The organism is Halogranum amylolyticum (genome assembly GCF_900110465.1).
Lineage (GTDB): Archaea > Halobacteriota > Halobacteria > Halobacteriales > Haloferacaceae > Halogranum > Halogranum amylolyticum.
Window position 1 is genome coordinate 40,142 of record NZ_FODV01000019.1, and the last position, 25,560, is coordinate 65,701.

Below are 25,560 nucleotides of genomic sequence, written 5' to 3' on the forward strand. Positions count from 1 at the left end.
AACGATGAATTGTTGAATAACTGTGGATACTCTCTACAATACGGACATTCTCATCCAGTAACGGCCGCGCTGGAATATTCGGGATATTTGTTGGTACAGTCCCCGATAGCCGGCAGAAACGCCGTTTTAGCCGGTGGAATCCGAGTCCCCTCGTATCCGTGTCCGCAGAGATCAGATCGTCAGAGCAGCGCGACCTGGACGAGCGAAAGGACAACGAGCGGGACGTGAAACGAAGCGTGAGCCACCATCGCGGCCTCAAGGCTACGCCGCCAATAGAGCCAGCCAAAGAGAACGCCAGCGACAGCGTTCAAGAGGACCGTCCGCGCGATCAGTGCCGGAGTGAGATCGACCGATTGGGCGAGTGCGGGGAGGTGACCTAGACCGAACAGCACGGCAGCGATGAGGATTGCAGCCCAGACGACGGCCGGTTGCGGGCCATCCGCTCGGCGGCCAGTGATGCGCCACCCGACGAACACGAGTCCGGACATGAGTCCGAACCGCAGCATGAGTTCCTCGGTGATCCCTCCGTAGAGGAATCGGACGGGTACGTACGCGAAGACGTCAAGTACGGTCGGCCTCGTCGCTCCGATTACTGATTGGGGTAGGTCCTGGGCGACAAAGGGCATCATCACCGCATCGAGGACGACGATCAGGACGCCTCCGATGATACCGGTTCCGACGGCCAGTCCGATGTCGCTCCGGAGGCGTTGCCAGATTCCGTTGCCAGTCCCCTTCCGGTCGATGACGTACGACTGCAGGCCCACTCGCGGCGCTGCGTAGGCTCCGAATAGACACGCGACGCCGAGCAGCAGCAATGGATTGATAGCTGAGAGGACGGCGAGGAGCGGGAGTGACAGCCCGGACGGGACAGCTGTCTCTGGCGTCGTGAAGTAAATGTAGCCAACGAGCGCCATGATTCCGGGTATGCCCAACAGCAGAGCTACACCGAACCGCTTGCTAAAGGAAAGCCTGTTCGTAGTCGGGGACATGGGTTCGTTGACTCCCAGCGTTGAGAAAGGAGTTGTGGAACTACCATCTCCCACCGTCATGGAACCTCCGAATTGTAACTAGGAGTCGGGTCGTTACTGCATCTGTCTGGTCCTGAACGTCCTCAGCCGCGAAAGCTGAGCAACCGAAGGCCGTTCAGCGAGACGATGACCGTCGAGCCCTCGTGGCCGACCACTGCGAGTGGGAGCGGGATACCTCGGAGGATGATCGTGCCGACCATGAGTGCAATCGCGCCGAAAGCGATGGCGAGATTGATCGTGAGCGTCCGGCGGGTCCTGCGTCCGAGGCCGAGTACGTAGGGAATCTTGCTGAGGTCGTCGCCCATTAGTACCACGTCGGCAGTGTCGAGCGCGACGTCAGTCCCTGCGCCACCCATCGCTATGCCGAGGGTCGCTGTGGCGAGCGCTGGCGCGTCGTTGACGCCATCGCCAACCATCGCCACGTTCTCGTGTCGTTCGACCAGTTCTTCGATGGTCGCCACCTTTTCTTCTGGCAGCAGTTCTGCCTGGACTTCGTCGATGCCGACCTCGTCGGCGATGCGCTGTGCGACGCGCTCGTTGTCGCCGGTCAGCATGACGATGTGCTCTACGTCGAGCGAGCGGAGGTCGGCGATCATCTCGGCAGCGTCAGGCCGGACCGTGTCGGTGAACGCGAGCCACCCCAAGACGCTGACTTCGCCGTGACTCTCTCTGGCGACGAGGACGCTCGTTTTCCCCTCCGCCTCTAAGGCTTGGAGGCGATCAAGGCCTGGTTCGAGACCATCGATCGCCGCGTCTCCGAGAACGGTTTCGAAGTAAGTACGGTTCCCAATATGGGTCGTTTGCCCTTCGACGTCTGCTTTGACCCCTTTGCCGGCGACTGACTGAAACCGCTCCGCGTCATCGACAGTGAGTGACCGATCTTCTGCCGCCCGCACGGTCGCACGAGCGAGATGGTGTTCCGAACGGGCCTGCACTGCAGCCGCGATGGAGAGTAGCCCGTCCTCGGACAGTGTCTCGTCCGCCGTCCCATCACGGACGAATACGTCGGTCAACTGCGTGTTACCCTGTGTGAGGGTGCCGGTCTTGTCGAACGCGACCGCGTCGATACGTGCTGCGGTCTCGACGTGTTCGCCGCCCTTGAACAGGACGCCCTGTCTCCCACCGGAGGCGATTGCTGAGAGGACTGCTGCGGGCGTCGAGATGATGACTGCACACGGCGAGGCGGCGACCATAAGCGTCATGGCGCGGTAGAACGTCCCCGTGAACTCGCTGCCAAGCGCGAGCGGAATTGCGATCGCTGCGATTGTGAGTGCGAATACGCCGAGGACGTATGGTTGTTCGAGACGATCGATGAGCCGCTGTGTCGGGGCCTTCTCGCTCTGGGCCCGTTCGACCATGTGGATAAGGCGGCTGATCGCTGACTCGTGGGCCTGTCGAGTGACTTCGATTTCGAGGCTTCCGCTCTCGTTGATCGTTCCGCCGAATACTTCGTCGCCAGGTTCCTTTGGTACAGGAACGGATTCACCGGTGAGCGAAGCCTGATCGACTGTTCCCTCGCCGGACGTAACGACGCCGTCGAGTGGTATTCGGTCACCGGGACGGACGACGAACACGTCACCGACGGCGACCTCGTCGATGGGAACGGTAACTTCCTCACCGTCACGCAGGACCTGCGCTTCGTCCGGTCGCATCTCGACGAGAGACTTGATCGCCCGCCGCGAGCGGCCGATCGCGTAGTGTTGGAGCGTGTTCGACAGTGAGAACAGGAAGAGGAGCATCGCGCCCTCGAACGGGGCCCCAATCGAGAGGGCACCGACCGCGGCGACGATCATCAGCAGGTCGATATCGACTGCGCGGTGGCGAAGCGTCTCGATCGCCCCTTTGAGACCGTACCAGCCGCCAAAGACGTACGCAACGCCGTAGCCGCCCCACATCAGGAGTGGCGGTCCGTCGAGCCATCCTGTCGCTAAGCCGGTCACCATACCGAGCAGCGTCAGACCGACGAACGCTGCTTCCTGTCTGAGTTCCGAGCGAGAGGTCACCTCGTCGGCTGCCGTGTCGGACTCATCTTGGATCGAGACGTCACGGTCTTGGACCGCTTCTCGAAGCTGTTCCTCTGAGGTGACGCTCTCATCGTAGGTAATCCGGGCGCTCCCCGTTCGGAACGAGACTTCGACGTCGTGGACGCCGGGTGTATTTCGGAGGTGTTGTTCGAGTGCTCGCGCCCCCGCTTTCCCACGACCGCCTCGTCGTTCGATCTGGACAGTACACGTCGATAGCGGGGGTGATTCAGTAACGGTCACGCGATCTCTCCATACTGTATGTGTTGATTTTGCATTGTCGGTATCTTACTGTGTCCTCGTCTGACCCCATGAGAGCGGGTTCTCGCCTCACTCGAGAGGCCTCCTGTCCTTCTGGCCCGAATCACTCAACTGATGATCGTCACCGGGATCCGTGCTCGACGGATAACTGTCTCCGCAACGCTTCCGAGGAGCGCCCGGTCGATTCCTGAGCGGCCATGGCTGCCCATGACGATCTGGTCGATGTCCTGGTCGTCAGCGTATTCGAGGATCGCTTGTGCTGGTTTTTCGACTTCCGTGACGGTATCGAGTTCAGTATTCCGTTCCGCCGTGAGATCCGTGGCCGTCGTGTGGATTCTGGTTGCTTCTTCTTTTGCGTTCTCGTACCAGTCTTTGGCGACTGGTAAGCCGCCAGCCTCCACGTCGATAACCGAGTCAATAGGATTAATGATGTAAATCGCGGTGATGGGTGCGTCCGGGAAGGTCTCGATAGCGTATGCGAGCGCACGCTCTGAAAGCGGGGAGCCGTCGAAGGCGACGAGAACGTTGGCAGACATAAGAATATAATTAATGGTGAACTGAAATGAACGTACTGCTTAGCGGGTAGCACGACGACGATTCATGGAGGTGGGGCGTTCAGACGGGTCGGGTTGAGGACGTTATTCGTCCTGGTTCGACGGTTGAACGCCAATTGTTTTGGCAACCACCCCCTCGGTTTGGCTGTATCGACCATCGGCTAGCTCACATCGAACGCGACCATCGCCTGAATTCATGCCACTGGCCTCAGCGCACTCAGCGACCTCGCTTGGCGACGTGAGCGTGGTCGTCGAATGGGGATCGCCACACTGGGATACGGGATGTTCGCCGTCTATGGGTTCATCGTGTTTCTCGAGTATCCGCTGCTTCCGTATATCGAGGCGGGGGGACCGACGGCGAATGCGATGAGCGCCAGCACGAACCCATATCGAGTGGGAAACTCCCAGAGTTCACGCCGGGGTTTCCACACCATCCGAACGAGGTCCAAACGCAGTGCGTCTTTGATCTGGTAGGCGATGCCCAGCGACCCGAGGGCCCAGAAAATTCGAGCGCCGAAGCGTCGACCGACCGGAGCGCTCTCGACGGCGACGAAGATGAGTGTGACCGCCCCGTACAGGCCAATGGCAGAATAGACGGCAAGTGCGTACCACTTCGGGAGGTTCCACTCACCAGCCCAGCCTGTGGGGTCGTTGCGTTCTCTCTCGTAATCCGATTATGGCTACAGAAGTGTTGCTCGATACATTTCTACTATTCGTTCATAAGCCTGATAACGGACTCATCTTTGGAGTCCAAAGGAAGTCGTAACTGACAACAGCGAAAATGTCGAGTGCTACCCTGAAACAGGGAAACGACGACGACGGCAGAAACAACACCAGATAACGGCACACCTACCGCAGCGGACACGACAACTGCAGAAGGAACGCCAACCGAGGAAACCACAACTACTGAGGCGTAACTACCCGGAGTCATCGTCCTCCCACTGGGTATCACGTCGCAGTCCATAATCGGTGTTAGAACAACGCATTCAGCAGCGCGACAGGAGGAACTGTTCGCGCTCGCATTGCAGACTCAACAGAGATCTTGGCGACTTGCAAGTCGCCTCGCTACACGAATCGAGAACAAAGACACCGAATCCGAACACGTATTCTTGCTCACTAATCACAAATGCGGAGCAAAGCAAACGCCCTCGCGAGAGGAAGCTCTTAGCCGTCGATAAGCCCCGAGGGGGCAATCACGTCGACGTCTTTCTGTTTGAGGTGATCTAAGACGTTCATGAAGTCCGCAGGCGAGGTTTCGTACTCTTCCCCGTCACCGATCGAGTGCCAGGTGACGACGGCCAGCTGATTGAACTCTTCAGCGAGGTTCAGGATGCGGCGTGTCCCCTGCGGGTCCTTGCCCATCACGCGGGAGATGGCGTGCATGTTACTCGGTTGTTGGGCGTTGTTCGGACAGGCGCCGAACATGAATCCCGTCTCGTGATACTGCTCGACGATCTCCAGTGTCGTCTTGCTCACTCGGTTGTAGGGGGCGACGAAGTGACGCGCACCTTCTGGGAACCCCTTGAGGTCGAGGTAGTTGTGCGCTTGCTGGATGATCCGCTGTTGTTTCGCTTTCGAGTACGCCGGCAACGGCTCTGGGGCCTGTGGATGAGCCATCATATCCCAGCCAGCATCGCGCATCTCACGCATCTGCCCCGTCGTCAGGTTCCCTTCGCTGTTGATGGCGTCAGGAATCACAGCCACCCCACCCGGCCACCCTCGCTTCTGCAGTTCCTTGAACGCAACCTCGTACTGTGAGGTAACGGCGTCGTCGAACTGCAAGACGACCTTCCCTTTATCGGGTTTCGGAATCTTTCGGAGGTCGTCAATGCGCACGTCGATCGGCTTGCCCTCTGGGGTCAAGACCATGAGCCGAAGCTCTTGAATCGCTTTCATTACTGGCTCGCCGGTTTTCCCGGTATACCCCAGATCGATGCGGACCCAGTCGTTGAGTTCCTTGGGGATGAAGCGCTTGCTGGTGAGCATATCGCTGCGTGCTGGAGCGATGAACTCTGCAGCAATCTTCCCCCGCACCGGTTTTTCGAGTTTGACGGCGAGCGACAGGTCGTGCTTGCGAAGATCAAGCCCATCCGGGAACGACTTGTAGATCCCAGCGACGTCCCCATTTTTGTTGGTCATGTGGACCGACTGGGTGCCCGCATACACGTCGTTGGTGTCTGCGTTGATTGTCCCACCAATTGCCCCCCAGCGCGTCTCTTTCGTGCCGATGTCCTCGAAGTCGGCAACGAGTTCACCGCGGGTGAATGGCTGGTCTTGTTGCTGTGTGGATGTCTTAGTTTGATTTCTACTCGAGGTCGCTGAAGTGGTTGCTGTGGTCGTCCCAGTGGGCGTGGTATTCGGGTCGGTTTGACCGGGGTCTCCCAAGCACCCGGCAACACCAGTCACGCCGACGGCACCGAGCGATGCGAGGACACTGCGTCGGGTCGATGAATCATTCATTACGCTTCGTTGGTAACTTCGGTTTGGGGATATATGAGACTGGTGCTAGTAAGCGACACTTACCAGTCTCTTAGCAGATGACGCTTGGTCAACTACGTCCCACGAATTCAAATATCAGCAAAGGGCTCCCCAGTCTTGTGGAAGGAGATTCCGCGCTACCGCCGCAAAAGTAATGCATTGATGCTCCAAGTCGGTATCTCGTGATTTGCGGCCAGTGCGGAGAGTTATCTATCTGGCTTCCAAGGGTCTATCCATGGTATTGGTGGTCGTTCTCTAGACACCCACTTGGATTCAATCTCTGTTTCCGAATCCATCCCCGATCTATGTGACAACCCTTGCTCTCGTGCTGTGTCTTCTCAGTGTGTTCGTACTGTACTCAATTCGTAATCGACATCCCAGCTCTGCGATATCAAATGGTCCACGACATCAATCCAGATCTCCGCTCGATGAGTCTGTAATCGCGTCCTCGTCACTTCAGTGGGCCATAGTATGTCCAGTCTGTCACACAGTGAATGATCCGGACTATCGGTTTTGTCGTCACTGCATTAATGATTTATCCCAATACAGATGACTACCTGTATTTTCAAAGCGAGCGGGGCAGAAGGACAAAGAGTGGCGACCTGGGTGTGACCAGTTTCACTCATGCTGTGATGAGGATCGATAGACGTCGCGACTATTCTTGGTAATGGTATTGTTCCACACAAGGAGAGTGCTGGCAGCGTCTGAGACGGTACCGAGTAAATTGTTTGAAACGATGCTTCCTCGGAGAACGACGAGATCAGTGTCTGCAAATGAGATCCCGTATCCGTTGTTGACGACACGTACATCCCGTATCTGCCCACCAAAGGTGCTCTCAAAGCGAATTCCGTAATCCCACTGCTCAACTGTGACGTTCTTGATTGTCACATTACGAGCATTCGAGACTATGATTCCCGAGGTATCGCTTACCCCATTGCCACCAATCGTGCGACCAGCCCCATCGAGAACGACGTCGTTGGCCTCGATACGTATGCAGGCCTCCGAGAGACGCGTTCCACCACCATTCTGAATGTCTTTGGCTAGTCTATAGGTCCCCGGTTTCGTAATCGTCGTCCGTGAGGTGAGCCGTTTTTCTTCCATCGTCCTACGCCTCTGCCCACTCAGGCCACTCGCTGCGCTCTTCGCCATCGAACGATGCATCTCCGGACATTGCCTTTATCGCTCGTGCATCCTCGCGACTCCAGACCGCCCCGTCCTCGTGAAACAGCCCGTTGATGACACCGTTCTTCCGCTGTGGTTGGACCCACGCGGGCTTGACCATCAGTGACCAAAAGAAATTGCCAATCCCGACGTCGCGGATCAGTGGCGCCAAGCTGGCGTAGTTTGGTGTCTGTTCACTCGGGGTTGGCTCTGCGGCGAAGCCTCGCCCGTGACGAGTCCGCTGCCACTCCGTGAGCCATACTGGGGTCTCCACTGCCTCACGAAGATGATTAACACGCTGTAGCATCGTTCGATACGTCGACTGGTTGTTCACGAAGTTATAATGGAACTGGAGAATCTCGTTGCCCCACTGCTCGTATTCAGCATTGTTGGCCAGACTCGTCGACCCAACAGTCAGTGGGACACGCCCCTTCTGTTCAACCAACGTCGCAAACATCTCTCGTGCAAACGCCGTTTTGCTGGCCATCCACCCCGGTTCGTTCATCGCTTCGATCCCAAGCAACCGATCGTCATCACGGTAGTTGTCCATAAACCAGCGAACAAACCGTCTCGGCCCGTCCCACAGCTGTCGATTGAGAAGTACCTCTTTCGGCGGCGAGCTCAGCCCCGTGGCTGACGCTGGATCGGTATCTTCCAATCGTTCTTCCGTTGGGTAGCTGCCAACAGCGTCGAAGAGTCCCAACAGAACAGAGAGATCACGGTCGTCGGCAGCCTGGAGGAAATGATCGAGCGCCTGTTCATGAGCATCCGGATCTCGCTGCCACGCTTCGTAACTCACCCATGTCCGGATAGCGTTGAGATTGACCTGCGTCGCATACGTCAAATCGCGTTCGATGATTTCGGGCTCGTAGTACTGCCACATTTGATAGATATTGTACGCTCGTGACGGAATGTAGATCGCCCCTCGAACATCGACGACGTCCGTGCTGTTAGACGAGTTGTTGACTACCGCTGGGTCACCAACGTTCGGTGGCCACTCACTCTGCTCTGTAAGTTCGCTGACTGGGGAGCTACAGCCAGCCGTGCCAACCACGCCTCCGACGGCACTCGTTGCCAAGAATCGCCGTCGAGTCAAGTCAGACGTCATAGCACTGGCCCACATAGAAGCCGCTTCACAACGAGATTCACGTGTGTTCTCTGACCAGATATGGAGGTGAATGTTATGGCCCCGCTACAACCTGTTGGTCGACTAGTGCCGATAGGAGTTAGCAAAAGGATTCAGACAGTCGCTCTTTCTAATCTCAGGTAGTTGTCATAAGTGCCGTGCAACACTCAGAGGGTGTGTTCAGCACTTGCCAGACCTTCTATTCCTGAACTTACGTCACAAAACGCGCTGTGAATCGCTGGTGCGAAGTTATCATAACGACAGAATACAAGCCACATGTATGCCGATCAAATGGTCCCGGCGAAAATTCCTCCATAGAAGTGCCCTCCTGTCTGGTGCTTTTCTAGCGGGCTGTACTGGACAACAACTCGGCGAACGAGCAACCTCCGAGACGACCGCTACGACAGCTCAACCGACGACTTCCGAGACGAGTACGATAACAGCCTATCCGATTACCTCCTCGACACCTGCATGGACGAATACTCCGACGACTGTTGAGTCAGTCAGAGAAACACCAACACCCTGTGAAAGCGGCTCATATTTTAACGTGGATGGATTCAATCGAACAGGCAGTTCACAAACCGTCTGGATACAATTATTCCGTGATGACCAGCGGATATTGTCAAAACAGAGTCGGCTGTCTGCCTACAATGAAGGAAACCATGGGTTCTCTGTTTTTCCTGGCGGGTGTGTCGGTAAACCCTATCGCGTTGTAGTCAAGGTAGTCGGTCGTGCAACGGTCGAGAAGACATTTACTCCGAGAGAAAGTGGTGGCTTAGTAGCCTTCATTAGAGAAGACGAGGTTGAGGTAAAATACCAACTTCAAGACTAGCGACCTACATTCAGCACGTTCATCGAAACCTACCGGTTCAGGGGTGGTATAAATTCGACAGGTGATTCACTCGGTTTCGAGGGCCGTATAGATATCCGCATGACGGCGCCTGTCAAGCCGCGCCATTTCAAGTGCAATTTCGCGGCGTTCCTCGTCAGTCTCTGCCGCGTGATACCGTTCGTAGAGCTTACCGACTTCGTCGTCGGCAGAACGCGAGGAATCAGTGCTGGACGCCATCTCTTATTGGTGTGTAGTTTCTGGTGTCGTTTATCTGTTCCGCCGTGAACAGGCACGGAAGTACACGACCGCTGTCTCGATGTCGATACTCTCTGCATCGGTTGCAAAACGCTTCAACAGTGCTCGAACTTCATTGCCGTAATTGAACGTGTACCCGTTGAGCATGTAGAACGTCGCTACTGTGTCGAGTGCAGTTCGTTTGTTGCCGTCGACAAACGGGTGGTCGGCGACCAAGAAGCGCATCAGATGCACAGCTTTGTGGTGAATCGTTTCTGGTGACTCACCGAAGTATCCTTCAGAGATGTAGTGTACCGCGGACGTAATCGGTTTCTTCGAGCGGACGCCTGGCTCGGTGTTGTCACCCTCCTCGACGATCTGTTCGTGAATCTCGAGGATGAGCTCAACCGTAGGATACACCAGTTCGTCGCTCACAGTGACAAATACAGGTCGACTTTGGATAGTCGTTTCTCTCTCTGCCGGACAGTGATGTTCTTTCTCCCTTCTCAGGTGGCTGCCTACAGATACAAATGCGAGATATGCGCTCTCTATTCAGCACGCAGATTTTTGAGGGTGGCAAATCTGTGACGTTAGACAGTACGAAGACTTCCGCTAATCGCTACGAGTATCCTGTTCAGCCTCTCATGGCACGAATCCAGGTGTAGAGTTCAAAACATTCGGCGAGATTGCCGCCGAACGGAAGTGATCTCCACACTACTCTCTTCAAATCGGATTGTGGGAGTGTACCATGGCGATTGATAGAAAAAATCTTGACGCCGAAGAGACAGTTTCAACCAACCAGACGCATGGGACGCATGTATCGGGAATTCGACGAACCGGTTGGAGTCGCCGTGGTTGACGGTGTGTAAAACGAAGAGCGTCAACCGAGCGCTACGAGTCGTCAGCGACGATCTCGGCGAAGGCAACGTTCTGGCGGACCGTATGCACATTGACCGTCACTGTCTCGCCAGGCTGGCCGCCGTCGACGATGATGATGTATCCGCGTTCGACCTTCGCGATGCCGTCACCTTTCTCGCCGAGCGTTTCGATCGTCACCTCACGGACCTCACCTTCGTCGACGGGCGGGACCTGGGGCTCCTGTGGCGTTGCGTTCGGGGCGATGTCGGTGTCCGGGGATTCACTTGGTGACGACGCACCGGTGTGCGTGAGCACGCCAACGCGATAGAACTCGCCGGCGTTGAGTTCGCCGCGCTCGACCTCTTCACGTGGGATCTCGATACGGTACGACCCCGCTTGTTCGGTCACAGACGCAGTCACAAGACACTGCAGTGAGTCAGGAATATCGACCATCGGTGTAGTGGTCACTCCTTTGAGAGACTCGCGTATAACGGTGTGCTTCGGATGCGTCGCGAACCGGCACTCGAGCGGGGCGTTTGCAACCGGGGATCGAGATTGTGAGACCCGAGACGACCACTTCGGGTGTGTGATCGACATCTATTAACCAACAAAGTCGAGTGTGTTGGTTAATAGCACCACGTCGACGCACGGCGGTCGACGAGCCACTGCTGAAGTCCAAGTGACCGTGAGAAGGTCCCGAGCCAGTCGAACGCAGAGACAGGTTGCAACCGGGAGTGCGTGCTAAAAACGACGTAAGAAAACCACGCTCTGGTTACCGACGGATCGATTGGCCGGCAACAACCCGGATGCCACCACAGACACGTTCGAGGTGTGTCTCCTCGGCGACGCTACGGCGTGCGATCGGCGTGAGACAGAGTACCTCGTCGTCTTGTGTTTCGACCCACTCTCTTCCGGTCTCGGTGTTCCAACACTGTGGTGTCCACACCCCGGACTCGAATCGCTCCCAGAGGTCCACATCCCCGTAGTACTCTCCATCACTGCCGCGATAGATTGTCCCAACACCCATGAGAAGTAACCACACGCTTTTAGACAATAATATTTGCCACTGATTTAATATATTCGAATGATAGAACGATAATGGAAAATTGATATCTGCTAAAAAATATATTTGGGCTATCGACACCGTGACGACACCGACGTCGGCGACCGTCTCGTCGAAAGCATCGCTCACGATGAAGACGATTAACGACAATCCGTATGCGTACTGGCAGTGGCGAGAGGGCGACAGTCTCAAAGCGAAGTAGTCGCTCTCTTCGACTCGAATTCGAGGGTTGCGTTAGCTTTCGCTGACAGCTGTGACCCCAATCGCTCGATACTCCTAAGGTACTACGATCGCAATTCTGTTGTTTCTAAAAGCAAAGAATTTGCCTCACATTTGGTGTAGCGATATGCGATTTATTTGTTGGAGGGTGCATTCCAGCAGTTTTATTGGAGTTCACACAGACCTGACGGGACAGTGTGTCCCCAAAACATATAGTAAATCCGAACAAAAGTCTCTCCAACCAGAAAATGACGAGCTTAGAATCAGGAACGCCCTCAGCGAGACGTCTACCCCCGGGTTCGGGACCTGCCCTACTGGGAACGGTGGGGGTCCACCGTGAGTGAGCCAGCACACTCATCACAAAACCGTGAATGGAACGACGTCGACGACGTTTCGTGGACGCTCCTCGAACGCGATGAACTCGTCGACGCGTACTGGGCGGTTGTCGCTCCAGCACTGGAAGCTGACGGCCTTGATTCGACACAGGAGAAGCCAACGCACAGCTGGTTGCGCGAACACGACTTCCGGCCGCTGCTCTACGCCCTTCGAGAGTATCACGACACCACGTTCGGCGACTTCTGGTCCGACGATTTGGGACTCGAACCTGAGGAGACGGGATACGACTGGGCGACTGACCACGAACGAACCATCGAAGCACTCGAGTCGTTCCTCACCTCACGTCGCGAACGGAAAGGTCTCGCCGAGTCGTCGATCGACACCCTCCGCTACCGGCTGAACCGCTACGTCAGCGCCTATCGAGACGAAAACGGGACCGCTGATCTTGTGACGTCCGTTGGTCGCGAGAGTGACGTCCCGGCCTACAAAGCGGTCGATGCCTGCTGGGCAGCGTTCGACCGACTGCACGACGATCTCGACGGCGGACAGACCAAACGCCGAATCCATCTCGCAGTCTCGAACTGGTATGCACACTTAGTCCGGCGAAAATGGGCCGCCGTCAATCCTGCTGACGGTCTCGACGACGAGTTCGACTGGTCGAACGGGAGCGGTGGCAGCGACGCCGATACACCCTGTCTCGACGCAGAGCACGTTCGAGCGCTCTACCACGCAGCAACTGATGCCGAAGAGCGATTGCTCGTGTTAGCGCTCTGTGCGTGGGGACTTCGACCGGGTGAGGTCGCTCGACTCCACACCCGACAGTTCGTTCTCGACCCGAACGACGAGGACGTCCCGTTCATCGCCTTCGAAGAACGGAAGAACGGCCCCGGGGAAGTGTCGCTTCTCTATGGGCGGGGGATCCTCGAAGACCGCCTCGCTGCGACTGCTGACGCTGATGAGTGGAGCGGCTATCTGTTCCCCTCGCCGCATGCGTCGGGAGGACACATTTCCCGTTGGACAGTCTGGAATCGGTTTGGACGGCTCGCCGATCGGGCTGAGTTGCCCGAGACAATCGACGGTGAAACCCCGTCGCCGAAGATGGGACGCCGATTCTGGTACGACGCGTACTCCTCGTCGCTTGACGTCGTCCTCGGGAGCCTCGACGAGATCGCGGCCGAACAGGGAAGTGCGAGCGCCGACGTCGTCCTACAGAACTACCTCTCGGACGCACGGGCGCGGAAGTTGCGGCGAGAGTATATGCGAGAGCAACTCGCCGCTGCGTTCGAGGAGGGTGAGCGAGACCATTGAGCCGTACGCAGCAGATTAGTCGAGAAAAGGAGTATTCAGTAGTACCGTACAAAGAGACACAGACTAAACGATAGTGCCAGCCTGATTTCGATAATAGATCAGACCGCACGATTGTCCAAGCTATTTTGTGTAACGTGCCGATAGATCCGCACTCGAAAAGAGAGACAGATACTAAAACGAAAGCTGGATTCGAGACCCCGACGCTGCTCGACGGGGAAAATAAATCGTACCGAAGGACGCAGCCAACCACATGCACAACGAGACCGCGACTGAATCCACATCGTCCGACACTCATGCCGCTGCAGCAGAGGCGTTCGTCGACCAAATGCGGTCCCAGCATGGCGACGAAATCGCCGAACTGTACATCTCCGGGAAGTTGAGATGACACCGGGTTTAGCAGGGCTGAGAGCAGCACTACACCTCCTCTCGGCCATCGCGATCGCGGCTCTGGGCGTCGACGTTCGGTCAGATATCCAGCTAGATCTGTTAGAAGAACGTGCGACAGAGTTACTCGACGAAGCGGGAACATTCGCGGACGACGCTGGCATCGAACCGACGTCGAAGGCGGTCGAGTACGGGCCGTCGATCCACAAAGTGGTTCTCAACCACCAGACGGGAGACCATTTATCGGGTACGGGTGAGTTTTAGTACCCATGGCTCGGCTCGTTTTTGTGACTGTCCCGGCAGGGAAGCGTGACGCTGTTCTCGATGTTCTGGACGACGAAGGAATCAGTTATACGCTCACTGATGAGACGAGCAACCGCGAATACACCTGTGCCGTTCACTTCCCCCTCCCGACGAACGCTGTCGAGCCTATCCTGGATCGTCTCCGGGAAACGGGGATAAACGACGATGCGATTACAGTGACGGTTGAGACGCAAACCGTCGTTTCACGAAATTACGACCAAATCGAGGAACAATTTGCGGAAGACGAAGACAGTCCAGAGCAAATCGCACGCGAAGAACTCCAAAGCGCTGCTGAGGAACTCGTCCCAGCATCCATGCCGATATATGCTGGCATGACTATCGTGAGTGCGATTATTGCGACGGCAGGACTGCTTCTGGATTCTGCTGCGGTCGTCGTCGGGTCTATGGTGATCGCACCGCTCATTGGCCCCGCAATGGCTACAAGCGTTGGCACGGTCTTCCGGGACCGCGACCTCTTTAGAGACGGTGTCAAGCTGCAGATCATTGGGGCCATACTCACAATAGCGAGTGCCGCTCTTTTCGCGATTCTCATCAGAACAGGGAATCTCGTCCCACCTGGATTAGATATCCTGTCTATCTCGCAAATCCGAGAACGATTTCGGCCGGATGTCCTGTCACTCGTGGTTGCCCTCGGGTCCGGTGCCGCTGGAGTGATTAGCCTTGCTTCGGGACTCTCATCGGCGCTAGTTGGCGTCATGATTGCAGTGGCACTCGTCCCTCCCGCAGCGACGGTCGGTATCGCCATTGCGTGGGGGAATACGGCACTCGCCGTGGGCTCCGGCGTGTTACTCCTTGTTAACGTCCTGTCGATCAACCTCGCCGCACTCCTTGTACTCTGGTATATGGGGTACCGACCTAGCGAATGGTTGCGTGTGGAGCAGACCAGAAAGACATTCGTCAAGCGCATCGGCGTTCTTCTGATTACCATTCTGCTTCTTTCTGCATTCCTCGGAGCTGTTACGTTCTCCTCGTATCAGACTGCCACTGCCGAACAATCGATTCAAAATGATATCCAATCAATTCTCAATGAACCGGTTTACTCGGAGTTCGTTCTACTCGAGGCTCAGTTCGAATATTCGGAGAATCTGCTCGCCCAGCGTCCCTCCAAGGTAACCATCTTGATCGGTGCTCCTCGAGGAGAAGCCCCGCCAGAACTGGGTGATCGTTTGAATACCCGCATTGATCAGATTGCAGGTCGTAACGTAGCTGTACAGGTTCGATACCTAACCGTTCAAGAACCGGGGTAGTGCCGGGGGTAGGGTAACCGTTTATGTAATTGGTAGGTGCTAAAACCCGTCCTTTAGGGCGGAGATACAGCACCGTCTTTGGCTGTAAACACTGCGACCCGAATATACAAGTTCTCACACGACGTTTCTGTGACTGTCGTTGCGATGGTTCCCCATCGTGATTGACTGTCCGAAAACTGACATTTGACTCGGTGTTTGCCTCATCAAAACGTAAGCCTTCGGACGACCCAACCGACACAAAATAATCAGATAACTCTGAGTCCTCGTGGAGAGGATAGGAGTAACGGTAGCGTGGCCCTGCCAGCACTTGTCGGGTGTTAAACCATAAATCTCCCAACTCAGCGGGTCTTTGCTCGTGGGAAGCCCCGCCGTTTACGGTGGGGAGGAGGTAACCTCAACAAAGTCCAATAGCCCAGTTAGATAAAAGTCATGTTCCAACGCATTCTACTACCGACTGACGGCAGTGAAGCCTCGTCGATCGCAGCTGAAGCAGCTGTTTCACTCGCCGATCAGTTTGATGCGGAACTACACGTAATCCACGTCCTCGAACACGACGAAACCTCTACTGATAATGTCGATTCCCCCACCCGATATGGCGAGGAAGCAGTACAAGCGGCTGTCGAATTGGCTACTTCTTCTGGTGTCGAGGCTACGAGGGCGGTCATTGAAAAGAGAAAGTCGATTCATCAAGAGATCCTCACCTACACGGACGAACATAGTATCGACTGTATTGTGATGGGAACCCGGGGCAGGAGTGGACTCAACCGGCTTCTCCTCGGGAGCGTTGCCGAACAGACCCTACGCGAGTCTCCCGTACCAGTCATGACTGTTCACGAGGAGACGGTTATCGATCCAGACATCGGCTCAATACTCGTTCCCACCGATGGCAGCGAGTGTGCACATACGGCCGTTGACCATGCGGGTGAACTGGCGAGATCGGTCGACGCGACACTGCACGTCATCTACGTCGTCGAGACGGGACAGGTAATCAATGGCAATAGAGTCCGGAAACTACGAGAAGCGCTTGAGGAAATCGGTGAGAAGGCGCTGGACCTCGCCCTCGATCAGGTCCAATCGTCGACGTACTTGCCGACTGAAACTTCGATTGTGAATGGCCCGCCCTATATTGAAATTGTCAGATATGCGGAGGAGCACGATGTCGATTGTATCGTAATGGGGACTCACGGCCGAAAGGGCATACGTCGGTTCCTCCTCGGTAGTGTTACCGAACGTGTAATTCGCCGTGCTGATGTTCCTGTGATATCTGTAAAGTAATTTTGTCAATAAATACCCCATCCAAGGCCATAAGCAGGCGAACGTCCATACTAAAAATACTGCACTAGATCGGCTGGATATAATCAGATTTCAGACCTGTACCCCACATCAGGTCCCACGATTCGATCGGCACGTTGTTCTTTCGCGCGTCGGACGAATCGCTGAACCACACAATGAACTTGGTTCGGCTGGTTCTTGTCCCATGCTGAACACTCACGGACGGGCTCGCCGGGCAAAACGAACGGTGAGCAGATTGATCCAACACCCTCATTGTCGTGTGAAGGACTGGTAGGGGGGCGGCTGCAGCGCAGGACACCAGTGGGCAATACGAATCGGGGTCCGGTGTTGTCACAGTCCCCAGAAAAATGCGATACCAGCAGTCGTAACGACAGTTAGTATCAGTTGTAACGGTGCGCCGACGCGTGCGAAATCCGTGAACTTGTAGCCGCCGGGGCCGTAGACCATGAGGTTCGTCTGGTAGCCGACAGGGGTCAGTAACGGTGTGCTGGCCGCGAAGGTCACGGCCATTACGAACGCGAAGGGGTTGGCGCCGAGTTGGCCGGCAACCTCAACCCCGATCGGCAGGAGTAACACGACGCTGGCGGAGTTGCTGATCATCTCCGTGATGACCGCGGTCCCCAGGTAGAACAGCCCTAGAACCGCGATCACGGGCAGGAGGACACTGACGGAGACGACGAGGTCGGCGATGAGGTCCGCCGTGCCTGAGGCCTCGACTGCAATGCCGAGCGGGATGACGCCCGCCACCATGAAGATTACTTCCCAGTCGATGGCTTCGTATGCGTCCTCGGGCGTGAGGATGCCCGTGAAGAACATCGCCGCGACACCCGTTAGCGCACTCACCATGAGCGTGAGGACGTCGAGTGCCGCGAGTCCGAGGGCGCCGGCGAGGATCCCCAGCGCGATGGGAATCTTCGATCGGTCGAAATCTTCCCACCTGTCCTCGCCCGCGATGGCGACGTTCGTGTCCCTTGCCATGCGATCGAGCACTTGGTCGGGCACCTGGACGAGTATGACGTCGCCGGCCTGCAACCGGACCTCTCGGAGACGCTGGCGGATCACCTCGTCGCCGCGCCGGATCGCCAGCACTGTCACGTCGTAGTCGCGCTCGAAGTCTGCGACACCGCTGCGTCGACTCGACCAGGGCCCGGGCAATAGCACGACTTCGGTGAGTTCGATCTCCTCGTCGGAGGCCTCCTCGGCCGTCTCGTCGCCATCCTCCTCCGTGTCTTCGCTCGACGCCTCGTCCTCGGCGAGAGAGCCGCTGCGTTCCGCGTCGAGCGACTCCCAGCCGTGACGCCGTGGCGAGAAGCCGGGCGGGAGGGATGCATCGTCCTCCGTGGCCGCCTCCATGACCTCCGGTAACAGCTCCAGGTGGTCCTGCTCGATGACCTCCTGGAGGGTTTCCTGGTCGGCCCTGACGGAGAGAACGTCGCCGGCTTGGATCCGTTCCGATCCGAGTCCGCGGGCGAGCGTCCGGTTGCGACGAACGATCTGGAACACGTCGAGGTCGAGGTCCTCCTCGCCCAGTTCCCCGACCCGGGAACCGACGAGCGGCGAGTCCTCCATGACGACGACGTCGGTGAGGTAGTCGGTCATGCCGAACGCGTCGGTGGGCGACTCCGCCGGCTTGATCCGTGCCGGAGTGAGGTATCGACCGACGGTGAGCAGGTACACGATCCCCACGAGCAAGACGATGGCGCCCAGGTGTGTGAACTCGAGTAGCGCGAACGGTTCCGCGTCGGGACCGCCGACCTGGACCCACACCTCGCTCGCCAAGAGGTTCGTTATCGTCCCGACGACGGTGAGCATGCCGCCGAGCATCGACGCGAACGACAGTGGTATCAGGAGCTTCGAGGGCGACGTCTTCGTTTGCCGGGCGAGGTTCATTATCGCAGGTATCAACACGGCGACGACCGAGACGTTGCTGACGACCCCGCCCGGCGGTCCGGAGAGCGTGACCGTAGCGAGCAACTGCCGGAACTCGTTGTCTCCGGCGAACGCGATCAATTTCCGCGTGAGAATTTGGATGACGCCGGTTCGTCGGACGCCCTCGCTCAGGACGAACATCGCCAGCACGGTGAGCGTCGCGGGGTTCGAGAATCCTGAGACACCCTGCTCCGGCGACACGCCGGTCCACTCGCCGAGGAGGACGAGTGCGACCACGAGGCCGACCGCGGTGGCGTCGATCGGTACCGGCTGGGTAACGAAGAGGACGAAAACGATAGCGATGATCGCCAGTACGACGATCACGTCGAGCGAGACCGGAAGCTGTACAGGGAGTAGCTGTAGAGGCCATCCGGTGCTCAAAAAGAGGAAGAATAAGACAGTGCTCATTTATTCGTTGTAACCGGGGATTGCTTGGATGGTGACATTTAGGTTCTCTCTCCCGGGTCCAGATGCTCGCTCCCGGCGGTGATGTACGAGACGAAGCCCAAGAGCAAATTTCTTCGGAGGGCGAGTGAGTCTCTCGTGGTCTTAGGAACGGTAGCTCCACGGTAGGAATAGCACCGAGGTCAAACCATCAACGAAGCGTTATCCAAATCCTTCGAACTGTGTGTGTTCAGGTGGGACGCCAAGTCGTTCGGCCGCGTCGACGAGACTGGACACCATCGCATTGAGTCCACACGCGTAGACTTCGAGTTGTAATGCGTCAAGACGGGCATCGATCGGATATCGGGGGGGGGGTTCACTTCGATGGCGCTCGAATTCCGCGGGTAGAGATTGATGATCGATCGCGCCGTCTTCGAGGTATTTTGCGAGTATGTACTGGACGTAGGCTGTCTCTCTCTTCCAATCCGTCAAGTATGAGTCACGGCTCACTGTCGGCACGAAGTGAAAGTTTTCGCGCTCGTTCGCATACGACTGAAATGCCTCACGGTACGGTAGGGTATCCTCCCATGCGGCGCTGAAAATGAGCCAAATATCCCGGGGGGTATCTTCGTACCGATCACGTCCTGTTTCGAAGAGGTAATCGATCATACCTTATCTAGACAGTATCCTATTTGATTAAATACTATCTTTAGGCCTTCTAACGGGCGTACACAAGGGAGGAAACCACATGTGCGAGACTCGCCACGATGTACTCAGTTGCAGTTTCGTGGCATAAAAAGTCGAGATTACGTTTGGTTATAGACCCGGTCTCGATCAGAGAACGGGACCTCGTTAGGAATTCCGACCGTTGCCGCGGGAGCGTGCGCCGACAGACGCCGGGAACTGACCGTCCTTGAGTTCCGTCGTGATGCTCGTATCAGTCCCGTCGATATCGACTTTGAGGCTCGGTGCAAGCGTTCCGCCGAACGCCTCCTTCAGTTCGTCACCGGGAAGACCGAGCGTGTCGACGTCCTGGAAGTTCACGAAGCTCTCGACAATACTGCCACTGCCGTGCGGCATCGCGAGCCACGAGTACGTCTGGAAGGGGGCTTTCTCCGGGTTCGCAACGACCAGACTGCTTCCGTTGAGCGGTTCCATATCACTGTCGTACAGACCGTCTGCGGCAAATCCGTGGAGCGCTTCCGGCCCCGGCGGCTTGCCCTTCTTCTCGAATCGGCCACCCTCACTCCAAAGCTGGGGAGCGTACGTGAACTCGTGGGTGATAAAGAAGAGGTACCACTTGTCTTCCTGGAAGATGAAGTGGGGACGTTCAGTCTGCTGGCTTACGCCCACCGCCTCGAAGATCGGTGGCTTCAGTTCCCACTCGGTGAGATCCTCACTCGTCGCTTTCGCCGCACCGATGTTTCCGTTGTAGTTCAACGGACTATCCGAATTGTTGTTTTCTGTAGGTGTGTTGCCCTCGAAGATCATCCAGTCCTCGCCAGTCTCGGGGTGCTTGAAGTACCACGGGTCACGGAACGCAGTGATGATTCCGCTGGAATCTTCGAGCTGTTCATACATCTCGCCGTCAGCTTCGGCGAGAATGTGGTGCGACTCGGACTCAGAAACGGTGACGTCCTGTGGTCCGGTTTCGACGGTCGCACCTTTCGCGAGCGCGAGGCGCTGACGTGCTTCGGGGAGTGCGTCTGCGGCCGTGTAGAAGTGGTAGATCTGCTCTTCGTCCTGATCGTACATCGCAGAGCCGGCCCACGTCTGGTTCCCAAGGAAGGCGTCTTCGTCGAAGACTTCACCACCGAACTGCCAGCCGTTCGGTCCCTCACTCTTCCCGGCTCGGGAGTAGAAGTACCCCACACGCGCGTAGTTGTGACGATCACCCGGAACGTCGATCTCGGGGCGGCTCTTGTCTGCGACTAGTGAGAAGATGATCTGCCAGCCGTCGATGATTGCAACCGATCCATCGCGGTTCCGGAGCGGCCACGTGTCCCAGACCCAATAGCCTGCTTCTTCGGCAATCTGAGTTGGTTCCTCATCGAGGTACGGTGCAGTGTTTTCCTCCGTACGCTCGATTTCAGCGACCATCTCTTCGGTCCACTGCGCTGGTTCCTCTACTTCGACCGCTGCAGCCGAACCGCTCGTAGCTCCGACACCGGCTGTGGCGGCGAGACCAACAGCTCCGGTCGTTCGGAGGAACTTGCGACGCCCGAACTCGTGTTTAGAGTTATCTTCCGTCATTCCATCATCTCATAGATTATCTTTACAGATAAAGTTTTATCTTCTATATACTATTATATTATTCGATAAAAGTGGGTAAAATTGTCATTACGTAAGAATTCGTGCTGGACGTTCCCTCTCTGAAAGGGGGCTCGGGTCGTTCTGGGTGCAGTCTTCTCAGCGAAGCGACCCCGAGGTGGATATCGTGAAAGCCTCGATTTCGGATATTACACCTGTTGTGAATTCGTTATCGAGACCGGTTGGATGGGCGTGAGGATCCGACCGATGGGAGGAAATGACCGTCCTTGAGCTCTGCGACGATGCGCGTCTCCGTCCCGTCGAGTTCCAGTTTGAGACTGGGAGCGAGTGTTCCTCCAAAGAGCTCTTTTTGCTCTTCTGGTGGAAGGTACCCCACTTCGTCGAGGCTGATCGCACCGCGCGACGTATCGTCAAGGCCACGGAAGTTCTCGAAGCTCTCGGCGACGATACCATCGCCGTGCGGCATTGCGAGCCACGAGTACGCTTGGAACGGTGCCTCTTCGGGATTCGAGATGACCAATCCGCCTTCGTTGAGTGGTTCGTAATCACCGTACATTGAGTCAGCCACGAATCCGTACAGGGCATCAGGTCCGCTCAGACCCGGCGCAAATGTGAACTGGTGGCTGATGGTGAACAGATACCACTTGCCGTCTTTGAACACGTAGTGTGGACGTTCGAGCTGCTGGTTGGTGCCAACAGCTTCGAGAACTGGCGGCAGCAGTTCCCACTTGGTCAACTCGTCGTTCGTCGCTCGCATGACTCCGATATTCCCGTTGAAGCTCTCCGGGTTGGTGGGGTCTCGGCTCCCAGTTGGCGTGTTCGCTTCGAAGACGACGAGGTCTTCGCCGGTCTCGGGATGCTCGAAGTACCACGGGTCACGGAAGGCGTAGACGATTCCTTGCTCAATCGACTGTTCGTAGGTCTGGTACATCTCGCCATCTGGAGTTCCCATGATGACGTGTTCCTGTTCACCGACCAGTTCGACTCCTTTAGGGCCCGTTTCGATCGAGGCTCCCTTCCCGAGTGCAGGCTTCTGCCGGAACTCGGGGTGCGAACTAACAGCCGTGTAGAAGTGGTAGATCTGTTCTTCGTTCTGGTCGTACATCGCGGAACCGGCCCACTGATGGTGTCCGAGTGGCGCATCGAACGCCTTTCCACCTTCGTGCCAATCGTGCCCGTTACGCGAGTAGAAATACCGGATCGTCGCTTCGTTGTGCCGAGCACCGGGGACGAGGTCATTCGAGGCTGTAAGCGAGAAAACAATCTGCCAGCCGTCAATCTTCACGATAGAGCCGTCGCGGTTCCGAAGCGGCCACGTATCCCAAATCCAGTAGTCGTCAGAGATGGATTCGGAGTTTTCTGTGATGAGCGGGGCCGTTGTCTCATCGGTCAGTGCGATTTGCTCGGCCTCCGCACGTGTCCATTGGTCGGTGTCCCTCGTGTCGACAGCGGCTGCGGAGCCACTCACCGACGAAAGGCCCAAAGCGGCGACGCCGACTCCAGCGGCGCTTTTCATGAAATTTCGTCGGTTCGTGTTGAGCGAGTCCTTCCGATTGAACATCACGCTCAGAATATTATGCTACCGCTTTAATAAGATTCTGGCGGGAAAATTGGTTATAAAAGAGAATATTAATTACAATACTTTCTCTCTGTATTTAATAAACATCCACACTATCTCGTGTAATTGAACTTGTGTATTTGGGATGTGTCTCTCTTGGACGTGAGAGAGCAGAGCTTCCAATCAACACTTCCGCGGATATCACACGACGGAGTGACCCGTTGGGAGAGAGCACCCCGCTGGACAAGGTGGAGCACGATGACTCGCCTCCGGTTGGAGCGGCAGTGACACCGCCGTGACTCACCGCGAAAAGAGCGTACCAGCACAGACGACGCTCACGACGTTTCGAGAGTCGGAACCCTCTATCAACGTTCACGAGACGCGGTCTCGTGAGCCAACTCGAACCCCGATTCTGGTGACGACGACTGACTGGGATCCCCATGCAGGGGAACCTCCCCGCTTACGGCGAGGAGAACGTCACGAAATCAGTCGATCGATTGAAGCGTGATCGAACTCGCTTCGTAGTCTTCGATAATCGAGTTTTGTCCCCCGATGCTTACCTCGCCCACATCAGTTTCGAGGAAGAGACTCGTTTCCAAGGTGAAGTCGTTGGTCGGTGGCTCAACGAGAGCCTGCCGGATTCGGCTTATCGGCCCGGCGAGGGTTTCGCCATCGGTCGTCTCTACTTCTGCCCAGAGATCGGTCCCCGACTGTTGGTGCACCATTGCTTGGAGGACCGCCTGCCAGAACCAAGGGTAGGTTTTTGGAAGCTGATCTGGGGTGGTGACAGAGACTTCCGTCCCTGTTGGCCAGAGAGCACCAAAGAACATTCCACGAATCGATCCTGTAAGATGCTGCTCCGAGACCGCGACCCCGTCTCCGAGGTTATGGGCTCCAGACAGCAGTTGCGCATCGCCGATCAGCGCCGCCTCGCTTGTCGAACAGTCTGGTGATTGGGTATCGACTGCGAACAAGAACAGGAAACTCTCGCTCCAACAGCGAACAACATCTGCGGCGCCCGCATATCGATTCCGTGCTTCCTGATAGTCGTCGACGCCTTGCATGAACAGGATCACGAGCACGTCTCGTTCGAGTGCCGCCTGAAGCTCCTGTTCGATCTCTGGGTAGATGTGTTTTGGAATCGCAACGACGACTTCTCGTTGAGCGTTCGAGACAGCATCTCGAAGCCGTTTGACCGCCGTCTTTTGGGACTTGACTATCTTCAACTCGGGCGTCTGCGGTTGTGTATCGTTGAATCGATCTTCAAGTACCGGTGTTATGGAATCAATTCGATTGGTGAGAGCGGCCATCGATTCTGCGGGCGGTACTGCACGGATTGTCTTCGGTGAAGCGTGTTCGTTGACACGAACGAGGCCGCGGTCTTCGAGACGATCCGTAATGCTGTAAACGGACTGTTGTGTGACATCAGCGTCTTCTGAAATAGTCCCCGTGGTCGCTTCGCCTCGAGATAAGAGTGCGAGATAAACATCGATCTCTTTGTCCGAGAATCCGAAGTCGCCTAATTCCTCTCTCAGTATTGCATCGTTCTCCTCACCTTGCTGGGGCATTCTATGTTGGTTGTTGCGTCTCGGGAGGGACTTGATTATCCATTCACTTTGGGCGGACGTTGTGTAATATAGCCGAGCGACCGAGTTTCGGTTACTTCGAGTTGGCCGTCGTCACCAAAGGCTGTCTGTTACTACACCGAGATGTCTGGTCGTTTACTCGTTTGAACCGAGCTTCCAGCCATTCGAGGCTCGAAAAACACCTCAGGAGATCCGACTGCAAGCCGTGGTCACCACGCTGGTTCTATGAGGTTGGCAAACAGACGACGTCTTATGAAAGTGAGCGTCTAATCTGTAGCCATGCTCCGCAAGATACTCACGACGGTCGGTCTCATCGAACTTCTTGTTCCAGAAGCGCTCATTGAGACTGCCGAGCAGGCCGCCCTCGAGGACCCAGACGAGTGCAAGTTGCGCTCCTGGGTTGTCACTGGTGCGCGGGTTGAAGGACTCGCCTTGTTACTGCTTGTGTGGGGTAATGACACCTCGTATTCGAGATTCAAGAAATTCCTCGGTCTCATCGGAACTCTCGCCGCGAGTTCTCCACACGTCTTTGTGGGCTGTGCAACACCGCTTGCGTACACCGACGCAAGCAACTGCAATTGGAAGCCGTGGGTGTATCAAGGAACACGGCTGGTCGGATTGTTCTACGTGCTGATCGCTCTCGCCGAGCTGCGGCGCGATTGGCTTCCAGAATCGAACTGATTTATTCCTCCTGTTTCCGAATCTCCTCTGTACGCTGGTCGAGCCGCCAGATAATCCGCATGCGCTGTTGATTCGCGTTCTCGTAGGCGACACAGGCTCGAAGCGTGGCCATGTTGTGAATAGTCGCGATGGCCTGCGTCGATGAGGTAGGTGGTCGGGGCTTCGAGACGCTGCTCGGGTGTGAGGCCGGTCTCACCGAACCAGTAGAGTCGAGAGTCGTTATCTCTGTAACCAACACAGCGTGGCCTCGGCCAACTCTGCTGGTTAACACCAAACTATCAGTTCTGTCGGAGGATTACCTGCTTGGTAGTGGAGTCAGCTGGGATGATCCAACCTGCTCGTCCGATTCGAGAACACGATCAAGCTGGTCGCGATGGTGAATCCCATCGCCGTACTCTTCGTAGATGAAGAGCGACGGGCCGCG

21 protein-coding genes and 1 pseudogene are annotated in these 25,560 nt (G+C 56.5%); 6 read left to right on the forward strand and 16 right to left on the reverse strand.

Annotation, left to right across the window (positions count from 1 at the left end; genetic code table 11):
* Positions 1-179: 179 nt before the first annotated feature.
* The 4 genes from BSG17_RS20785 to BSG17_RS20805 all read right to left on the reverse strand — a co-directional run bounded on the left by BSG17_RS20785 (position 180) and on the right by BSG17_RS20805 (position 6,003).
* Positions 180-914, reverse strand: a complete 735-nt coding sequence (locus BSG17_RS20785; protein WP_244531649.1) for a CPBP family intramembrane glutamic endopeptidase — start codon at positions 912-914, stop codon at positions 180-182.
* Between the two features lie 197 nt (positions 915-1,111).
* Positions 1,112-3,292: a heavy metal translocating P-type ATPase gene (locus BSG17_RS20790; protein ID WP_089827314.1), complete on the reverse strand. Its 2,181-nt coding sequence runs from the start codon at positions 3,290-3,292 to the stop codon at positions 1,112-1,114.
* Between the two features lie 125 nt (positions 3,293-3,417).
* Positions 3,418-3,846 (reverse strand): universal stress protein, encoded by a 429-nt coding sequence (locus tag BSG17_RS20795; RefSeq protein WP_089827315.1) that lies wholly within the window; start codon positions 3,844-3,846, stop codon positions 3,418-3,420.
* A gap of 1,182 nt (positions 3,847-5,028) precedes the next feature.
* Positions 5,029-6,003, reverse strand: coding sequence for a polysaccharide deacetylase family protein (locus BSG17_RS20805; RefSeq protein WP_244531650.1), 975 nt, complete (start codon positions 6,001-6,003; stop codon positions 5,029-5,031).
* A 682-nt stretch (positions 6,004-6,685) separates the two neighbouring features.
* Between BSG17_RS20805 and BSG17_RS28980 the strand changes: the two genes are divergently transcribed.
* Positions 6,686-6,895: a DUF7577 domain-containing protein gene (locus BSG17_RS28980; RefSeq protein ID WP_449271722.1), complete on the forward strand. Its 210-nt coding sequence runs from the start codon at positions 6,686-6,688 to the stop codon at positions 6,893-6,895.
* A 65-nt stretch (positions 6,896-6,960) separates the two neighbouring features.
* On the opposite strand, the gene BSG17_RS20810 is transcribed toward BSG17_RS28980, so the two are convergent.
* The 6 genes from BSG17_RS20810 to BSG17_RS20830 form a co-directional block, all read right to left on the reverse strand.
* Entirely contained in the window at positions 6,961-7,443 is a 483-nt protein-coding gene (locus BSG17_RS20810) for a NosD domain-containing protein (protein ID WP_170864895.1), read from the reverse strand.
* Between the two features lie 4 nt (positions 7,444-7,447).
* Positions 7,448-8,626, reverse strand: a complete 1,179-nt coding sequence (locus tag BSG17_RS20815) for a twin-arginine translocation signal domain-containing protein (protein ID WP_342028361.1) — start codon at positions 8,624-8,626, stop codon at positions 7,448-7,450.
* Positions 8,627-9,527: 901 nt separating this feature from the next.
* A complete protein-coding gene (locus BSG17_RS27250) occupies positions 9,528-9,698 on the reverse strand; it encodes a hypothetical protein (protein ID WP_170864896.1) in 171 nt (56 codons plus the stop codon).
* Positions 9,699-9,728: 30 nt separating this feature from the next.
* Entirely contained in the window at positions 9,729-10,130 is a 402-nt protein-coding gene (locus BSG17_RS20820) for a type II toxin-antitoxin system death-on-curing family toxin (RefSeq protein WP_089827318.1), read from the reverse strand.
* Between the two features lie 456 nt (positions 10,131-10,586).
* On the reverse strand, positions 10,587-10,961 hold the full coding sequence (locus tag BSG17_RS20825) for a TRAM domain-containing protein (RefSeq protein WP_342028362.1): 375 nt from the start codon (positions 10,959-10,961) through the stop codon (positions 10,587-10,589).
* Between the two features lie 364 nt (positions 10,962-11,325).
* Positions 11,326-11,580: a hypothetical protein gene (locus BSG17_RS20830; RefSeq protein ID WP_139246743.1), complete on the reverse strand. Its 255-nt coding sequence runs from the start codon at positions 11,578-11,580 to the stop codon at positions 11,326-11,328.
* A 591-nt stretch (positions 11,581-12,171) separates the two neighbouring features.
* Here BSG17_RS20830 and BSG17_RS20835 point away from each other — a divergent pair.
* The 4 genes from BSG17_RS20835 to BSG17_RS20855 all read left to right on the forward strand — a co-directional run bounded on the left by BSG17_RS20835 (position 12,172) and on the right by BSG17_RS20855 (position 16,709).
* Positions 12,172-13,479 carry a tyrosine-type recombinase/integrase gene (locus BSG17_RS20835; protein WP_089827321.1) on the forward strand — a complete coding sequence of 436 codons (1,308 nt, stop codon included), beginning with the start codon at positions 12,172-12,174 and terminating at the stop codon, positions 13,477-13,479.
* Positions 13,480-13,729: 250 nt separating this feature from the next.
* Positions 13,730-13,864 carry a hypothetical protein gene (locus tag BSG17_RS28375; protein WP_280141206.1) on the forward strand — a complete coding sequence of 45 codons (135 nt, stop codon included), beginning with the start codon at positions 13,730-13,732 and terminating at the stop codon, positions 13,862-13,864.
* A 268-nt stretch (positions 13,865-14,132) separates the two neighbouring features.
* Positions 14,133-15,434 carry a TIGR00341 family protein gene (locus tag BSG17_RS20850; protein ID WP_089827322.1) on the forward strand — a complete coding sequence of 434 codons (1,302 nt, stop codon included), beginning with the start codon at positions 14,133-14,135 and terminating at the stop codon, positions 15,432-15,434.
* A gap of 429 nt (positions 15,435-15,863) precedes the next feature.
* Positions 15,864-16,709 carry a universal stress protein gene (locus BSG17_RS20855; RefSeq protein ID WP_089827323.1) on the forward strand — a complete coding sequence of 282 codons (846 nt, stop codon included), beginning with the start codon at positions 15,864-15,866 and terminating at the stop codon, positions 16,707-16,709.
* 348 nt (positions 16,710-17,057) lie between these two features.
* Here BSG17_RS20855 and BSG17_RS20860 read toward each other — a convergent pair whose 3' ends face one another.
* The 5 genes from BSG17_RS20860 to BSG17_RS20880 all read right to left on the reverse strand — a co-directional run bounded on the left by BSG17_RS20860 (position 17,058) and on the right by BSG17_RS20880 (position 24,437).
* The gene (locus tag BSG17_RS20860; RefSeq protein WP_089827324.1) at positions 17,058-19,064 is read right to left on the reverse strand and encodes an SLC13 family permease; all 2,007 of its coding nucleotides are present in this window, start codon (positions 19,062-19,064) and stop codon (positions 17,058-17,060) included.
* A gap of 198 nt (positions 19,065-19,262) precedes the next feature.
* Positions 19,263-19,709 (reverse strand): ferredoxin reductase domain-containing protein, encoded by a 447-nt coding sequence (locus BSG17_RS20865; RefSeq protein ID WP_089827325.1) that lies wholly within the window; start codon positions 19,707-19,709, stop codon positions 19,263-19,265.
* Positions 19,710-19,892: 183 nt separating this feature from the next.
* Positions 19,893-21,293, reverse strand: a complete 1,401-nt coding sequence (locus tag BSG17_RS20870; RefSeq protein ID WP_089827326.1) for a glycoside hydrolase family 68 protein — start codon at positions 21,291-21,293, stop codon at positions 19,893-19,895.
* Positions 21,294-21,519: 226 nt separating this feature from the next.
* Entirely contained in the window at positions 21,520-22,827 is a 1,308-nt protein-coding gene (locus BSG17_RS20875; protein ID WP_089827327.1) for a glycoside hydrolase family 68 protein, read from the reverse strand.
* A 527-nt stretch (positions 22,828-23,354) separates the two neighbouring features.
* On the reverse strand, positions 23,355-24,437 hold the full coding sequence (locus tag BSG17_RS20880; protein ID WP_089827328.1) for a TrmB family transcriptional regulator: 1,083 nt from the start codon (positions 24,435-24,437) through the stop codon (positions 23,355-23,357).
* Positions 24,438-24,734: 297 nt separating this feature from the next.
* Between BSG17_RS20880 and BSG17_RS20885 the strand changes: the two genes are divergently transcribed.
* Complete coding sequence (locus BSG17_RS20885; RefSeq protein ID WP_089827329.1) at positions 24,735-25,136, forward strand: hypothetical protein; 402 nt, start codon at positions 24,735-24,737, stop codon at positions 25,134-25,136.
* 1 nt (position 25,137) lies between these two features.
* Here the strand turns inward: BSG17_RS20885 and BSG17_RS20890 are convergent.
* Positions 25,138-25,324 (reverse strand): annotated as a pseudogene (locus tag BSG17_RS20890) (hypothetical protein); the annotation flags it as partial.
* Positions 25,325-25,560 lie beyond the last annotated feature (236 nt).

Bases quoted from the DNA above. Each gene is read 5' to 3' on its own strand.
- BSG17_RS20855 (WP_089827323.1), top strand. From the start codon at position 15,864: ATGTTCCAACGCATTCTACTACCGACTGACGGCAGTGAAGCCTCGTCG.
- BSG17_RS27250 (WP_170864896.1), bottom strand. From the start codon at position 9,698: ATGGCGTCCAGCACTGATTCCTCGCGTTCTGCCGACGACGAAGTCGGT.
- BSG17_RS20860 (WP_089827324.1), bottom strand. From the start codon at position 19,064: ATGAGCACTGTCTTATTCTTCCTCTTTTTGAGCACCGGATGGCCTCTA.
- BSG17_RS20830 (WP_139246743.1), bottom strand. From the start codon at position 11,580: ATGGGTGTTGGGACAATCTATCGCGGCAGTGATGGAGAGTACTACGGG.
- BSG17_RS20870 (WP_089827326.1), bottom strand. From the start codon at position 21,293: ATGACGGAAGATAACTCTAAACACGAGTTCGGGCGTCGCAAGTTCCTC.
- BSG17_RS20805 (WP_244531650.1), bottom strand. From the start codon at position 6,003: ATGACCAACAAAAATGGGGACGTCGCTGGGATCTACAAGTCGTTCCCG.
- BSG17_RS20850 (WP_089827322.1), top strand. From the start codon at position 14,133: ATGGCTCGGCTCGTTTTTGTGACTGTCCCGGCAGGGAAGCGTGACGCT.
- BSG17_RS20795 (WP_089827315.1), bottom strand. From the start codon at position 3,846: ATGTCTGCCAACGTTCTCGTCGCCTTCGACGGCTCCCCGCTTTCAGAG.
- BSG17_RS28375 (WP_280141206.1), top strand. From the start codon at position 13,730: ATGCACAACGAGACCGCGACTGAATCCACATCGTCCGACACTCATGCC.
- BSG17_RS20880 (WP_089827328.1), bottom strand. From the start codon at position 24,437: ATGCCCCAGCAAGGTGAGGAGAACGATGCAATACTGAGAGAGGAATTA.
- BSG17_RS20865 (WP_089827325.1), bottom strand. From the start codon at position 19,709: ATGATCGATTACCTCTTCGAAACAGGACGTGATCGGTACGAAGATACC.
- BSG17_RS20885 (WP_089827329.1), top strand. From the start codon at position 24,735: ATGCTCCGCAAGATACTCACGACGGTCGGTCTCATCGAACTTCTTGTT.
- BSG17_RS20815 (WP_342028361.1), bottom strand. From the start codon at position 8,626: ATGTGGGCCAGTGCTATGACGTCTGACTTGACTCGACGGCGATTCTTG.
- BSG17_RS20785 (WP_244531649.1), bottom strand. From the start codon at position 914: ATGGCGCTCGTTGGCTACATTTACTTCACGACGCCAGAGACAGCTGTC.
- BSG17_RS20810 (WP_170864895.1), bottom strand. From the start codon at position 7,443: ATGGAAGAAAAACGGCTCACCTCACGGACGACGATTACGAAACCGGGG.
- BSG17_RS20875 (WP_089827327.1), bottom strand. From the start codon at position 22,827: ATGAAAAGCGCCGCTGGAGTCGGCGTCGCCGCTTTGGGCCTTTCGTCG.